This window comes from Aquamicrobium defluvii (assembly GCF_004363725.1).
GTDB classification, from domain to species: Bacteria; Pseudomonadota; Alphaproteobacteria; order Rhizobiales; family Rhizobiaceae; genus Mesorhizobium; species Mesorhizobium defluvii.
This window is the reverse complement of the sequence record NZ_SNZF01000008.1, coordinates 138,031-149,175: the sequence shown is the minus strand read 5'-3', so window position 1 is coordinate 149,175 and position 11,145 is coordinate 138,031. Positions and strand designations below refer to the sequence as shown.

23 protein-coding genes and 1 tRNA gene are annotated in these 11,145 nt (G+C 63.4%); 15 read left to right on the top strand and 9 right to left on the bottom strand.

Features of this window, described 5'->3' with window-relative positions:
* Positions 1 to 233 precede the first annotated feature (233 nt).
* Positions 234 to 833 (bottom strand): BA14K family protein, encoded by a 600-nt coding sequence (locus DES43_RS08465; RefSeq protein ID WP_342636614.1) that lies wholly within the window; start codon positions 831 to 833, stop codon positions 234 to 236.
* A gap of 236 nt (positions 834 to 1,069) precedes the next feature.
* On the opposite strand from DES43_RS08465, the gene DES43_RS08460 reads away from it, so the two are divergent.
* A tRNA-Lys gene (locus DES43_RS08460) sits at positions 1,070 to 1,144 on the top strand.
* Between the two features lie 133 nt (positions 1,145 to 1,277).
* Here DES43_RS08460 and DES43_RS08455 read toward each other — a convergent pair.
* The gene (locus DES43_RS08455; RefSeq protein ID WP_133674978.1) at positions 1,278 to 1,463 is read right to left on the bottom strand and encodes a hypothetical protein; all 186 of its coding nucleotides are present in this window, start codon (positions 1,461 to 1,463) and stop codon (positions 1,278 to 1,280) included.
* 56 nt (positions 1,464 to 1,519) lie between these two features.
* On the opposite strand from DES43_RS08455, the gene DES43_RS08450 reads away from it, so the two are divergent.
* Entirely contained in the window at positions 1,520 to 1,771 is a 252-nt protein-coding gene (locus DES43_RS08450; protein WP_133674976.1) for a hypothetical protein, read from the top strand.
* Here DES43_RS08450 and DES43_RS08445 read toward each other — a convergent pair.
* The 7 genes from DES43_RS08445 to DES43_RS08420 all read right to left on the bottom strand — a co-directional run bounded on the left by DES43_RS08445 (position 1,768) and on the right by DES43_RS08420 (position 5,601).
* Positions 1,768 to 3,201: a site-specific integrase gene (locus tag DES43_RS08445; RefSeq protein WP_133674974.1), complete on the bottom strand. Its 1,434-nt coding sequence runs from the start codon at positions 3,199 to 3,201 to the stop codon at positions 1,768 to 1,770. The genes DES43_RS08450 and DES43_RS08445 overlap by 4 nt on opposite strands.
* Positions 3,202 to 3,359: 158 nt before the next feature.
* A complete protein-coding gene (locus DES43_RS22345; protein WP_166647719.1) occupies positions 3,360 to 3,497 on the bottom strand; it encodes a hypothetical protein in 138 nt (45 codons plus the stop codon).
* A complete protein-coding gene (locus DES43_RS08440) occupies positions 3,484 to 3,831 on the bottom strand; it encodes a hypothetical protein (RefSeq protein WP_133674972.1) in 348 nt (115 codons plus the stop codon). Before DES43_RS08440 ends, DES43_RS22345 begins: the two co-directional genes overlap by 14 nt.
* Entirely contained in the window at positions 3,828 to 4,100 is a 273-nt protein-coding gene (locus DES43_RS08435; protein ID WP_133674970.1) for a hypothetical protein, read from the bottom strand. The genes DES43_RS08440 and DES43_RS08435 overlap by 4 nt, the downstream gene beginning before the upstream one ends.
* Positions 4,097 to 4,399 (bottom strand): hypothetical protein, encoded by a 303-nt coding sequence (locus tag DES43_RS08430; RefSeq protein ID WP_133674967.1) that lies wholly within the window; start codon positions 4,397 to 4,399, stop codon positions 4,097 to 4,099. Before DES43_RS08430 ends, DES43_RS08435 begins: the two co-directional genes overlap by 4 nt.
* On the bottom strand, positions 4,396 to 4,695 hold the full coding sequence (locus tag DES43_RS08425) for a hypothetical protein (protein ID WP_133674965.1): 300 nt from the start codon (positions 4,693 to 4,695) through the stop codon (positions 4,396 to 4,398). Before DES43_RS08425 ends, DES43_RS08430 begins: the two co-directional genes overlap by 4 nt.
* 291 nt (positions 4,696 to 4,986) lie before the next feature.
* Complete coding sequence (locus tag DES43_RS08420) at positions 4,987 to 5,601, bottom strand: LexA family transcriptional regulator (protein WP_133674963.1); 615 nt, start codon at positions 5,599 to 5,601, stop codon at positions 4,987 to 4,989.
* A gap of 108 nt (positions 5,602 to 5,709) precedes the next feature.
* Here DES43_RS08420 and DES43_RS08415 point away from each other — a divergent pair, with 108 nt between their 5' ends.
* Genes DES43_RS08415 through DES43_RS08355 form a run of 13 tightly spaced genes read left to right on the top strand, consistent with a single transcriptional unit; the run spans position 5,710 to position 11,114 of the window.
* Positions 5,710 to 5,913 carry a helix-turn-helix domain-containing protein gene (locus tag DES43_RS08415; RefSeq protein WP_133674961.1) on the top strand — a complete coding sequence of 68 codons (204 nt, stop codon included), beginning with the start codon at positions 5,710 to 5,712 and terminating at the stop codon, positions 5,911 to 5,913.
* On the top strand, positions 5,906 to 6,088 hold the full coding sequence (locus DES43_RS08410; protein ID WP_133674959.1) for a hypothetical protein: 183 nt from the start codon (positions 5,906 to 5,908) through the stop codon (positions 6,086 to 6,088). The genes DES43_RS08415 and DES43_RS08410 overlap by 8 nt, the downstream gene beginning before the upstream one ends.
* Positions 6,088 to 6,459, top strand: a complete 372-nt coding sequence (locus DES43_RS08405; RefSeq protein WP_133674957.1) for a hypothetical protein — start codon at positions 6,088 to 6,090, stop codon at positions 6,457 to 6,459. The genes DES43_RS08410 and DES43_RS08405 overlap by 1 nt, the downstream gene beginning before the upstream one ends.
* On the top strand, positions 6,392 to 6,910 hold the full coding sequence (locus DES43_RS08400; protein ID WP_166647718.1) for a hypothetical protein: 519 nt from the start codon (positions 6,392 to 6,394) through the stop codon (positions 6,908 to 6,910). Before DES43_RS08405 ends, DES43_RS08400 begins: the two co-directional genes overlap by 68 nt.
* Entirely contained in the window at positions 6,907 to 7,104 is a 198-nt protein-coding gene (locus tag DES43_RS08395; protein WP_133674953.1) for a hypothetical protein, read from the top strand. The genes DES43_RS08400 and DES43_RS08395 overlap by 4 nt, the downstream gene beginning before the upstream one ends.
* Positions 7,094 to 7,357, top strand: a complete 264-nt coding sequence (locus DES43_RS08390) for a DUF2312 domain-containing protein (protein WP_133674951.1) — start codon at positions 7,094 to 7,096, stop codon at positions 7,355 to 7,357. Before DES43_RS08395 ends, DES43_RS08390 begins: the two co-directional genes overlap by 11 nt.
* Positions 7,357 to 7,638 (top strand): hypothetical protein, encoded by a 282-nt coding sequence (locus DES43_RS08385; RefSeq protein WP_133674949.1) that lies wholly within the window; start codon positions 7,357 to 7,359, stop codon positions 7,636 to 7,638. Before DES43_RS08390 ends, DES43_RS08385 begins: the two co-directional genes overlap by 1 nt.
* A complete protein-coding gene (locus tag DES43_RS08380) occupies positions 7,635 to 8,471 on the top strand; it encodes a hypothetical protein (RefSeq protein ID WP_208110826.1) in 837 nt (278 codons plus the stop codon). The genes DES43_RS08385 and DES43_RS08380 overlap by 4 nt, the downstream gene beginning before the upstream one ends.
* Entirely contained in the window at positions 8,468 to 8,974 is a 507-nt protein-coding gene (locus DES43_RS08375; RefSeq protein ID WP_208110825.1) for an ASCH domain-containing protein, read from the top strand. Before DES43_RS08380 ends, DES43_RS08375 begins: the two co-directional genes overlap by 4 nt.
* A complete protein-coding gene (locus tag DES43_RS08370; protein ID WP_133674947.1) occupies positions 8,971 to 10,128 on the top strand; it encodes a DUF7146 domain-containing protein in 1,158 nt (385 codons plus the stop codon). The genes DES43_RS08375 and DES43_RS08370 overlap by 4 nt, the downstream gene beginning before the upstream one ends.
* A complete protein-coding gene (locus DES43_RS08365) occupies positions 10,128 to 10,433 on the top strand; it encodes a Gp49 family protein (protein WP_133674945.1) in 306 nt (101 codons plus the stop codon). Before DES43_RS08370 ends, DES43_RS08365 begins: the two co-directional genes overlap by 1 nt.
* Before the next feature lie 22 nt (positions 10,434 to 10,455).
* Positions 10,456 to 10,707 carry a hypothetical protein gene (locus DES43_RS08360; protein WP_133674943.1) on the top strand — a complete coding sequence of 84 codons (252 nt, stop codon included), beginning with the start codon at positions 10,456 to 10,458 and terminating at the stop codon, positions 10,705 to 10,707.
* A 5-nt stretch (positions 10,708 to 10,712) separates the two neighbouring features.
* Positions 10,713 to 11,114 (top strand): hypothetical protein, encoded by a 402-nt coding sequence (locus DES43_RS08355; RefSeq protein WP_133674941.1) that lies wholly within the window; start codon positions 10,713 to 10,715, stop codon positions 11,112 to 11,114.
* The last annotated feature ends 31 nt before the right edge of the window (positions 11,115 to 11,145 follow it).

Here is an 11,145-nt window from a genome sequence, read left to right as displayed (position 1 = left end):
TTTGAAAGCGCTCGCGTCATCAGATGCTGGCCTCCAATCCAGCCAGCATCTTGAATCACAAACCGCCTTCCTTGGGAATCCTACGATTCTCTCAAATTAGGAACTGCTTTAACGGCCCGGCCAGTGGATGCAGGACGCAGCCGAAATCGTTGATTCAAAATCTGGAAAAGATCCTGCAACCAGTTGATATAGAACGAGAAAGCCCGTGAATTTCGCGGGCTTTCTCATTTTTCTTAGTAGTATGGCGAGATGCACTGTTTGCGCGGCCCGTTATAGGGCTGAAACGTGTTGTCGGACGCCCTGTAGCTGCGATAGCGGTTATAGCACCAGTTCACATGGGCGTTCCCGCCGCTATAGGCCGGGGGCGGAGGCGCGCTGTTGGCGATAGCGCCACTGATGATCATGCCGGTTGCGAATGCAGCAAGCGGGAACCAGTAGTCGCCATGCCGGCGATAGCCCGGCCTCGGCTCCCGATAACCGCGGTGACCGCGCCAGTATACGCTCCCGTGCGGATGACGGCGAAATTCATGCCGGTTGAAATCGCGACGATCGACGTGTCGCCGGTCGGGGCGCCTGTATTTGGGGCGCACGTGATGTCCCGGTCGATGGTCAACCTGCTGCACATCGTTCACAGAAGATTGAACCTGGGCAGGGACATATATCGGCGCCGCGTTGGCCATCGATATGTCGGCAGCCATAAAGGACAGCGATATCGCCGATGCGAGCAAGCCTGCGACAATGCGTTTCATCATGTTCTCCTGAACTGCGATCTGGTCCCTTTGGGGATACAATAGCTTCAGGGCAGAAATGTTCCAGCATGGCAATTTATGCATGCGCGATGAGGATGTCCTGTGTCCGGTTTCCCCATTGTTCCCGCTACTTTGCAGTTAATCGGGAAACCACGGGAACAGGCGCTTTTTCCGGTTGACCGGCCCGGCCTCGCTCCCTATGTTCCGGCGCAATTTCGCGGCGGGCAACTCTGCGAAACCGCGCGCAAGAAGATCGCCGGCCTGGCTGGCCCTGCAAGTGGTTTCAACGACAGGAATCATGTTCCTCCCCGCCTCTGGATGGGCCGGTAGCTCAGCGGTAGAGCACGTGACTTTTAATCATGTGGTCGAGGGTTCGATCCCCTCCCGGCTCACCATCGACAACCAATTGAAATTTCCCATGAATTGGGGTTTTCGCTTGCGAGAACGCAAGGGGAACCTGTGCGACAAAACCAGCCGTGCGACAAAAGTTTTGTCGCACGGCGTTCGCCACCTGTTCCTGACGCCAGGTCAGGACTTGTCAGGAAGCTCACGAAGCGCACATCGCAGCTTGTCTATGATGCACCAGCACAGCGCCACGGTTGAATGCCGTAGCAGCTCGTGCTGCTCGCTCTCAGTCTGCTCGGCTATAAAAATCAAAGCCTGCAGAAGCTCTTTCGATTCGCCGATATGCTGATCAATTTTGTATGCACTCACTGACAGAACCCCTTACCCATTGACGCCACCTTTCTGGTGGCTGACGAAAGGTGAGGGTGACGCGTAAGGCTGCGGTGGAGAGATCCGCAGACATACTTGCAGGGTTAACATTTGGAGGGGTGATTGACGTGTTGCAGGTACTGGCGATTATGCTGGGGAGCATATTTGCGATCGGATACTTTGTCGTCGCAAACATCGTTATCGCGACGGTGAGTGCAGATGCTGAAAAGGCCCGGCAGTGGTTGCTGGGCCTTTTCATAGCGAACTTTCTATTGATCGGTTTTCTAGTCGGAAAGATATTTCCCTAGAGGCCGATCTCCGTTTCGCCGCCGGCGTCGAACCATGCCATCATCTTGCCGATCGCGGCATCCGCCATTTCCGGATGCTGGGCCAGATAGTGCTTGAGGATGGTGTTGGCGCTGGCGGCCGTGTGGCCGGTCACGGAAATGATTTCCGGTATCGTCGCACCGGCGAGCGCCATCCACGTCACGGCCGTGTCGCGCAGATCGGCGTCGTTGAAGTCCTCGAGGGAAGGGCAGGGCTTCACGATCCAGACGGCGCGGCCGGCCCCGGCCGTGGCCGCCACGTCCAATATGCCGGCAACGGCATAGGAGCGCAGGCGCGCAAAGCGGTGGCTGTAATAGCCGCGCTCAAACGGGCTCCATGACTGCCTGTTGCCCATGCCGGCGCGCCTGTCGACCAGCTCGTTGAGGATGACGCGGCGGAAGCGCCGCTCGATGATCTGACGCTCCTGCGGGCTGGCGGCCATCAGGGCTTCGGCCTTGGCGGGCCGCCGGCGCTCGGCCGAGGCGGCAAGCCGGCGCTCCAGCTCGGGCGCCTCGAGCACGGCGACGATCGCGCCGGTCTTCGCCTGCCTGAATATGCGGCGGCCGCGCATCAGGCCGTTGTCCTCGAGCTCGAGCCGGTCGGCCTGGCGCTGGCCGGTCCACAGGCCGAGCATGATGGAATCGCCGATCTCCGGTTCGCCGATGCGATCGGCGACGGCGATCAGCGCCTCGATCTCCGGGCGGGTGGCGAAGCGGACGCGCGGCGGCGGCGTGGACATGCCGAGATCCGCGGCCGGGTTGATCCCCATGTTCTCCCGGAAGGTGAAGCGGCCACGCCGCTTGCCCCATGACAGCGCCACCGAAAGCGTGGCGATGACGCCCCGTGCCGTGGCCAGCCCGCGCGTGGCCAGCAGCTCTTCATAGACGCCGAACAGCACAGGCTGCGACAGCGCATCGACCGGCGACGCCCACAGGCTGGGGTCGAACGCTTCCAGCACCGCAGCCTTTGCGCGATAGTCGGCAATGGTGTTGTCGGCATAGACGACGCGGGCGGCGCGCAGGCGGCGACGCTCCAGCGGATCCGCCGGCACCTGAAACTTGGTGGAGCGGAACCATTCATCGAACAGGCGTTCCAGCGTGTAGAGGGAAGGCGCTTTGCCGGCCGGACGCGCGACCACGGGCTTTGCAGGCGTCGCACGCGGCGGGCGCTTGCGGGCGGCCAGCTTTTTCACGAAGGCGGCCGACCAGTCGACGGCTTCGCCCTTCGAATACCAGCGGCCTTCATTGCGGTCGCCCGGCTCCAGCTTCGTGATGTTCCAGCCGTCCGGTGGCGTTTGCGGCCAGCGCAGGTCCGTGCCCTTCATGCCCTGCGCCCGCAGCTCCGTGCCGGGTTGGAAGCGCGGGCGGCCGTCGCGCCATGAAACATGCGGATGCGGTGAGACTTTGGGCATGGCTTACTCCGGTTACGCTGGCCGGCAGGCCGACAAGGTGAATCGAACTGCCGGTTTTGTCAAAAGATCGCCGGCGGGATGGCGGAGAGGGGAAGCCATCCCGCCGGCTGGCCGGCCGCCCTGGGCATGTTTGGGGGAAACAGGCGGCCGGAATGCTGTTAACGATCGCGGCGCAGGCCGAAATGGCCGAAGTTGCGGGGGCGCGGCAGCGCCAGCCACACGGCGCAGAGAGACAGGGAGATAAGAAAAACGGCCGCTCCAGCTGCGCCAATCAGGATCAGATCAAGCGCGCTCATGGCTTGCCGCTGTCTGTTCCGCGACACGCTTCTCTGCCGCCCTGATCCAGTTGTTGAATGCACCAGCCCAGCCGCCCGTTGAACTCGAGCGGATGCCGGCGAGCCGGATGGCGTGGCCATCAGGAGGGCTGTACATGAACGATCCGCCTTCCTCGATGATGCGGTTCCGAGCGTGCTCGAATGCTTCCTCGCGCTTGTGCCACCATGCGTTGCGCGCCTCGAAGCCTGCACCGAACTGCGGCTGCGGGCCGCATTCGGCCTCGGCATGATCAAGCGCACCCTGCACAAAGCCGATCAGATACAGCAGGCGTTCCGTGGTTTCGGGCTTCTTCATGCTGCGCAATCCTTTTGACCGTCCGACCCGTAGCCCAGATCCTTCAATGCAAGGGTGCCGGCTGTGGTGATGCAGGCATATGGCTTGACGCCGCAGCCGCCGCCCCAGATCTCCAGATAGCCGCGAGCGACCAGAGCCTCGACCGTGCGGAAATTGTGCCAGTGGGCGATAGATCTTTTCGACGCCCAGCCAGCATTCGAGCGATGCAAGCCGCCGGAGAGATTGTTCTGCGCTGCTTCGCTCAGTGCCTGCAGCATCTTCGGGGTCAATGCACTGCCCTCCGCTGCCTGCGCTGGTCGGCGACGGCCAGCGTGTTGCGGCCGGCGCCGGTGACCTCGAGGCGGGGCTTGCCGTTGTAGTCGCGGCGAATGACCAGGCGCAGCGCGCCGAGGCGCTGGGCTGTCGGTAAGGTGATGAGCGGCGAACCGGGCGCGCGCCAGCCGTGCTTGACGCGGGTGAGGCGGTAGGTGGCGCAGATCTCCAGCGCCTTGAGCTGGCCGCTTGTCAGCTGGCGCGGGTCCACCTGTCCGGCCGGCTCGCGTTCGGAAACGAATGACATGGCTGTCATTGCTTTGCTCCATATCGTGGCTTTGCTCCATATCGTGCGAGAAGGGAGGCAGCGGCGGCCGACACCATGTCGGCCGCGCCGTCGTTCTGGTTGTCGGCCATCGGCTGGACAGCGAACTGCCCGCCCGTACGCAGCCACGCTTCCACCGCACGGCGGGGCCACACATCGCCCGCCGGAATCTTGCGCGGGAACCCGGTCTGCTCATGAAACCGACGCCAATGCCGCTTGAGCCATGACGGGCGCTTCCCGATCGCAGCAGCGACTTCTTCAAGGCAGGCTGTTTCGTTGGTGAGCATCGCGAACCCCTTCAAAGATTCGCTTACAAGATAAGCAAATTTGCATATTGCGCAAGTAGGCGCGCGCAAAAACGCTTATAAGCGCAAATCACGCATATCCGATGCCGGATCAAATTCGCTTCTACGGATGTCCGATTTGTCAAATGCCCGGCGTTCAAAACCGGGCACGGTTTGTCCACCGCGCGACGGTGCGCAGCGTGTACGGATTGTCAAATGCGTGGAGGCGGAAACCGGGCACGGTTTGTCAACCGCGATGGCGGCCTGATCGTGCGACTTACGTTGTCCGGTTTGTCAATTGCGGGGACGAATAACGCCGACCTCGACGCCGATGATGATAACGCGGTCGTCATCAACCTGCTCGGGGCGGCTCGGTCCGGTCTTGGCAGAGTGGCTTAACAGGAAGGGTGGTTCATACCGCCGCATGACGGTCTCGGCGCGGCCGGTGGCGAGATCCCGCAGCTGCGCGCAAACAATATCCCCGGCCTTCGGGCGGCGGTTCTGGTCAATCATAATGATGTCGCCGGGCAGGATACCAAGAAGGTCAAGCGCCCAGCCCTTCATCACCCAGGCATCGACGCCGTTGCGGTTGCCCTTGTGCGCGGCAACGGCTGTCTTCACCCATTCCGGAGGCGCTTCGAGGTTGCCCGCTTCAAAGGGCACCACTTCACTCTCCCCGAAGCCGGGCAGGCTTCTCTGGCCCGGAAGCACGTTCTTGGGAACGCCCGTGTAGCGCGCGACGGCATCCAGCGTTCGGTCCGTGACCGTCAGCTTGCCGGATCGGTCGTTCATGAAGCGGGTGAGCGTCGATGCAGCCAAGCCGGAGTTGAGCGCCAGTTCCGAAAGGGACTGGTTCATATGTTGGGCCACGGCCCGCAGCCATTCTTTGCTGTCGTGCTTCTCGATCATGAGGCGCACGATAGTTTGTGTACTCGCTAACACGCTTACTGAACCACACTTGCAAGATAAGCAAACTTGCTTATCACAATGAGCGAATCGACAACAGGGTGATTCGCAGTGCGGCAGTTCAAGGAAATCGAAGCGGCCCGACGCGGGATTGGCGTCTCGCAGAAGGTTCTCGCCCACCGCGCGGGTATGCGTGAGCAGGACTATTCCCGCCTGAAGAAGCCCTCGAAACAGGGGCCGACCGTCCGCACGCTGATGCGTCTTTCCAAAGCGCTCGACGAACTCATCGCAGAAAAGGAACAGGCCGATGGCTGAACCATGGGTGCCAGGATATTTGCGCCGGCGCGCGGAAGAGCTGATCCGCACGAAGGTGGATCTGCAGAGTCTCGAGGATATGGGACCGCCGACGGTGCGCCGGCATCTTGCGGCCGAGCATGAGCGGCTTTCCTCGAGCGCCAGCCCGGCCGCTCTGCTGGCGGTATCACGGTAATGAACCGGCTCACCGTCCACGTCGAAGTGCCCGACCTTGCCGGAGGCGAGGGGGCGCGGCGCGTGGCCGGCGTGCTCGACGACCTCGAAACCATCTGCGTTGCCCTCAAGGCGGGCGGTGAAGAGCAGGCGGTTTCCGAATTCTCTTTCAGCATAGGGGAGGCGGCCGCGCTGTCGCGGGCCTGCCTTTCCGGCGACCGGCGGGCGCTGACCACGCCCGGCCTGGCGCGCATTCTTTCGGCCTCGGTGGCGGTTCTGTTCCGCGTCGCGCACCACGCCGGGGCTTTCAGGCATGGGGACCTTGATGAGCGAGACGCCGGACATGACGACGATCGACAACAGGCGGGCCGTGATGAAGATCCCGGTGACTAGCCTTTGCGCGCAGGCCGGCATCGGCCGCCAGACCTACTATGACGGTCTCGAGCGCGGGACAATGCGGCCCGACACGCTGGCGAAGCTGAACGCGGCGCTCTCCCGCTTCCATCTTGCCTATGACGGCGAGGTGCGCGAGCTGGCGATCCACTCCGCCTACAAGGCGGCCATGGTGATTGCCGCTCTCCACCTTCAGGCCAATGCCCGCGCGGCGCTTGCGGCGGACCCCTCGCGCAAGGCCACGGCGGACAAGGACTGGCTGGCGGCGGCGCGGGTGCGCCGGCTGGCCTACTGGATCGCCAACGGCATGCTCGGGTTCCGCGTTACCGAAGTGGCCCGCGCCGCCGGCGTGACGAAACAGGCCGTCTCCAACGCCATCAAGGATCTCGAAGACGACGACGATCCGGAAATCCGGCGCGTGTGCCGGCAGCTCGAAGAGGTGTTTTCATGAGCAAGGTGACCTACGCGGACGAAATCCGTGTCGCCAACTGCGAGTGCTGCGGCGGGGTTCAGATCCAGCTTTTGCGCGAGGGCGAATTGTTCGCTCTTGCCTGTCCGGCAGATCTCGACAGCGCCGTGGAGATTTCAGGTGAGCTGCAGGCGGCGGTGCAGGTGATGGGGGAGGGCAAGCCCCATGTCCACTAACGACATTCCCGACACCAGCCAGACGGTTGCCGCCGGCGAGCTGCGCGCTTTTATCGAGCGGATCGAGCGCCTGCATGAAGAGCGCAAGGACCTCGGCAAGGACATCGCCGATGTTTTCAGCGAAGCCAAAGGCCGAGGTTTCGACACCAAGGCTATGAAATCGTGCATCAAATTGCGCGCGATGGATAGCGCGCAACGGCAGGAGGAAGAGAGCATTCTCGACCTGTACAAGGCCGCGCTGGGGATCGTGTGATGGCGAGACAGTATGTTTTCACCTGCGATGCCTGCGAAGATGAACACGTTTGCAACCGAAATTCGCCGCCCGAGCGGTGGCGGGACATCGATGTCGATGCGCGCGAATTCTATCACTTTCCGCGCAACCACTATAAAAAGGAGGTCAACGCCCGCTATCTGCTCTGCTGGGAATGCCAGCTCGTACTGGGCGAATTCCTGCTGAACCCACGTAGCTGGCCAAGGCTGGCCGAACAGCCGGCCGGCGATATTGCGCTCGATGATGCCGGAGCCGGGCCATGACGGCTCCGAACACCTCCACGGCTGTGATGGCGCGGCGGATCGAGCCGGCCGACAGCCTCGACTTTTTCCCGACGCCGCCCTGGGCCACGCGTGCCTTCTGCGAACATGTCATGCCGGCCGTGTGGCCGTGGCCGGATCGGTTCCGGGTTTCCGCCTATGATCCGGCCTGCGGCGAAGGCCACATGGCGGAAGCGCTGGCGGATTATTTCGACCACGTTGGCGGATCCGATATTCACGACTACGGCTATGGCGAGATCGCCGATTTCACGCATCCGGACTGGTGGCCGCTGCTGAATGGGCGGTTTTCTCCGGCCGATCCATCATGGATCATCACCAATCCGCCGTTCAACCTCGCGGCCGAGTTCGTCGAGCTGGCCTTGCAGCGCTCCCGGCGTGGTGTCGCCGTGCTGGTGCGCAACTCTTTCGAGGAAGGCGAGGAGCGTTTCGAGCGGCTGTATTTCCCGCGTCCGCCCCAGCTCATGGGCGTTTCGGTCGAGCGCATCCCCATGCACAAGGGCCGCTGGGTCATCAACGGCTCGACCGCCACGGCCTACAAATGGTTCGTGTGGCTGACCAATCCGCCCCATGACTGGGGCCATTGCCGCACGATCTGGATTCCGAAAAGCCGCCGCACGCTCACCCGGCCCGACGACTGGCTGCGGTTCGGCGGGTGCAGCGACCTGCCGAAGACGCACAAGGCCGTGAAACTCATGGAAGCGCAGGGCAAGCGCCATGCGCTTTCGGTGGAAGCCGTGCGGTGCAACATGGCGATGGAACGCGCAAAGCCCGGCTCGATCGGTGACGTACGCCGGCACATGGAGGCGCTGCTATGATGCCGACACTGCATACCGGCAGCCTGGCCGACGCACTCCTGCCACGGCTCGCGCTTTCGGTTCGACAGCCCTGGGCGCATGCGCTGGCGATGGGCTGGAAGCCAGTCGAAAACCGCTCGTGGCGCGTCATCACACCGCAGCGTCAGCATATCGGCTTTTTCTGCATCCATGCCAGCAAGGGCATGACGCGGGCCGAATATGAAGACGGTCGCGACTTCATCGAAGATATGGGCTTCGAGTGCCCGCCGGCGGCCGAGCTCCAGCGTGGCGGCATCGTTGGAATCGGCCGCATGCTCGGCATTGTCCGGAAGTGCGACAGCCCATGGTTTTTCGGCCCGAAAGGCCTTCTCGTCAGCGATGCTTATCCTATCCAGTTCATACCCAGTGCCGGCAAGCTCTATTTCTTCGAGTGGAAGCCCGGCGGGGAAGCGGTGCCGCCGGCGAAATGGATGCTCGATGCAGCCGTTGTGCCGTTGAAATCGCCGCAGGGGATGCTGCTGTGACCGGCGGCGATCTCGACATCATCAAATCGGAGCTGCAGGGCCGGATCGAGGATCTGTGTCGCGTGCTGCTGCCGAACGGCCGCAATGAGGGCGGCCAGTGGGTGTCGTTCAACCCGGTGACCAACGATTATCGGCAGGGCCGCAACCCCACGCTGAAGATCCGCATGCGCGGCGGCGTGGCTGGCGCCTGGAAGGACTGGCGCAGCGGCGACAAGGGCGATGTCATCCGGCTGATCGCCTATGTGCAGGGCACCGATACGAAGGGCGCGCTGGTGTGGGCGCGCGATTTCCTCGGGCTTCGCACCATGAGCCGGGCCGACCGGGACGCCATGCGCAAGGTTGTGCATCAGCGCGCCGAGGCCCGCGCCCGCCAGGACGAAAGACGCCGGCGCGAAAAGCTGGCGGAAGCCGACCGGCTGTTCCACGCGAAGCCGGGCCGGGTAGGGCACATCGAAGTGCCCTATGGCTCCTTTGCGCTGGGCGACGGCTCGACGGCCGAGGCGCATGCGCGGGCCTATTTCGGGGCGCGCAACTGTGCCCTCGAGGCCGTGCCCGACCTTTCCGGCTTCTCCACGCGGGTGACGCCGGCGGTGGAATGGTGGCGCGGCGCTGTATGGGGCCGCGACGGCAACGGCCGCTCGTTCAAGCAACAGGCCGGGCCGCTTTATCCGGGAGTGCTTTCAGCCATGCGCAACCGGCTGGGCATCGTCACCGCCTGCCATGTCACCTTTCTTGATCCCTATCGGCCGGCGAAAGCGCCGGTCGATGTGTCCAAGCTGATGTGGGGCGAGGCGAAAGGCGCGGTGATCGAAATCGCCACCGGCCCGACCGGGCAGCCGTTCTGGATGACGGAGGAGCCCGCGCCGCTGATCATCGCCGAAGGACGCGAGACCGCGCAGAGCTTCGCCGCCACGCTGGGCGGCCGCGCGCGCGTGTGGGCGGCCGGCTCTCTGGCCGGCGTCGGCTCCGCGCCGGTCGATCTGCCTTGCGTGGAATGGATCCTGTTCGCCCGCGACAACAACAGCGGCAACGCCCAGGCACAGAAACAGTTCGACCAGGCGCTGGCCGGGCTGGAAGCGAGCGGCAAGCTCGTCGTCGTGGAAGCCAGCCATGTCGGCGACGATTTCAACGATCTGGCGCAAGGAGAAGAGTAGTGGACAGCTTGCAGGTTACCGACGCCGCCAGCGCGGCGGTGCAGAAGACGCCGAACCGCGTTTCGCTGGAAAGCATCAAGGATAAGATCGCCGAGCGCGTGTTCCTGCGCCCGGAGATCGAACCGACGATGACGGTTTGCTTTCTGAAGATGAGCAACGGTTTCATCGTCATCGGCAAGGCCGCGCCGGCCGATCCGGAGAACTTCAACGCCGAGCTGGGCGAGCAGTTCGCCTTCGAGGATGCCGTGCGCCAGATCTGGCCGTTGGAAGGTTATGCGCTGCGTTCACGGTTGATGGAGGGCTGAAACGTGGGAAAGCAAAAAAAGGATGCCGGAAAGCTGGAAGCCGCTGCCGATGCACAAAATGCGCCTGCAGATGCGGCCGATGACGCTGCCGTTGCAGCTGCAACAGGACAGGCGGCGGCAGCCGGATCCGGTGATGCGGCCGCCGGCGATGAAAAGCCGGCCGATGCCGCGGACGCCGGACCGGTGCAGGGCGCGGCTGATGCTGGGGCGGATGCGGCAAATGCTGAAGGGGCTCAACCCGACGAAGGCGAGCGTGCTGAAGTCGAGGCAGTAGCACCAATGAGCCTCGCCCAGCTTGCACGCGAGGTTTCCGGCATGGCAGCGACCTATGCCAGCCGGGAACCGATCGACATCGAGGGTTTCACATGGATTCGTGTGTTCGATGCCGAGGAATCCGACATCATGGCCAATTTCGTGCTTGAGAACCCCGACGCCCCGCTGCTGGCCATGTACAAGCACCTCGAGATCCAGAAGAGCCTGCCGGCCACCATCCCGAGCAACGCCGACATGCTGGCGCTTTCGGTGTTTCGCCATGCCTGCCTTGCCGCGCTCGAGTTCATGCGCTGCGAGCTGGCCGAGCTGGCGAAGCCGGTGCCGCAATCTTCCGGCTGGCCGGGCGAGCAGGCCCTGCAGGTGACGCACAGCCCCTTCGAGGCGACCGGATTCACGCCTTCGCGCTGACCTCCCCAGCGCCGCCGGCCGCCGCTGCGCG

Coding starts and splice junctions, on each gene's coding strand:
- DES43_RS08465 (WP_342636614.1), bottom strand. CDS start 833: ATGCATAAATTGCCATGCTGGAACATTTCTGCCCTGAAGCTATTGTAT.
- DES43_RS08445 (WP_133674974.1), bottom strand. CDS start 3,201: ATGCCCAAAGTCTCACCGCATCCGCATGTTTCATGGCGCGACGGCCGC.
- DES43_RS22345 (WP_166647719.1), bottom strand. CDS start 3,497: ATGAGCGCGCTTGATCTGATCCTGATTGGCGCAGCTGGAGCGGCCGTT.
- DES43_RS08440 (WP_133674972.1), bottom strand. CDS start 3,831: ATGAAGAAGCCCGAAACCACGGAACGCCTGCTGTATCTGATCGGCTTT.
- DES43_RS08430 (WP_133674967.1), bottom strand. CDS start 4,399: ATGACAGCCATGTCATTCGTTTCCGAACGCGAGCCGGCCGGACAGGTG.
- DES43_RS08425 (WP_133674965.1), bottom strand. CDS start 4,695: ATGCTCACCAACGAAACAGCCTGCCTTGAAGAAGTCGCTGCTGCGATC.
- DES43_RS08420 (WP_133674963.1), bottom strand. CDS start 5,601: ATGATCGAGAAGCACGACAGCAAAGAATGGCTGCGGGCCGTGGCCCAA.
- DES43_RS08410 (WP_133674959.1), top strand. CDS start 5,906: ATGGCTGAACCATGGGTGCCAGGATATTTGCGCCGGCGCGCGGAAGAG.
- DES43_RS08405 (WP_133674957.1), top strand. CDS start 6,088: ATGAACCGGCTCACCGTCCACGTCGAAGTGCCCGACCTTGCCGGAGGC.
- DES43_RS08400 (WP_166647718.1), top strand. CDS start 6,392: ATGAGCGAGACGCCGGACATGACGACGATCGACAACAGGCGGGCCGTG.
- DES43_RS08395 (WP_133674953.1), top strand. CDS start 6,907: ATGAGCAAGGTGACCTACGCGGACGAAATCCGTGTCGCCAACTGCGAG.
- DES43_RS08390 (WP_133674951.1), top strand. CDS start 7,094: ATGTCCACTAACGACATTCCCGACACCAGCCAGACGGTTGCCGCCGGC.
- DES43_RS08385 (WP_133674949.1), top strand. CDS start 7,357: ATGGCGAGACAGTATGTTTTCACCTGCGATGCCTGCGAAGATGAACAC.
- DES43_RS08380 (WP_208110826.1), top strand. CDS start 7,635: ATGACGGCTCCGAACACCTCCACGGCTGTGATGGCGCGGCGGATCGAG.
- DES43_RS08375 (WP_208110825.1), top strand. CDS start 8,468: ATGATGCCGACACTGCATACCGGCAGCCTGGCCGACGCACTCCTGCCA.
- DES43_RS08360 (WP_133674943.1), top strand. CDS start 10,456: ATGCCGGAAAGCTGGAAGCCGCTGCCGATGCACAAAATGCGCCTGCAG.
- DES43_RS08355 (WP_133674941.1), top strand. CDS start 10,713: ATGAGCCTCGCCCAGCTTGCACGCGAGGTTTCCGGCATGGCAGCGACC.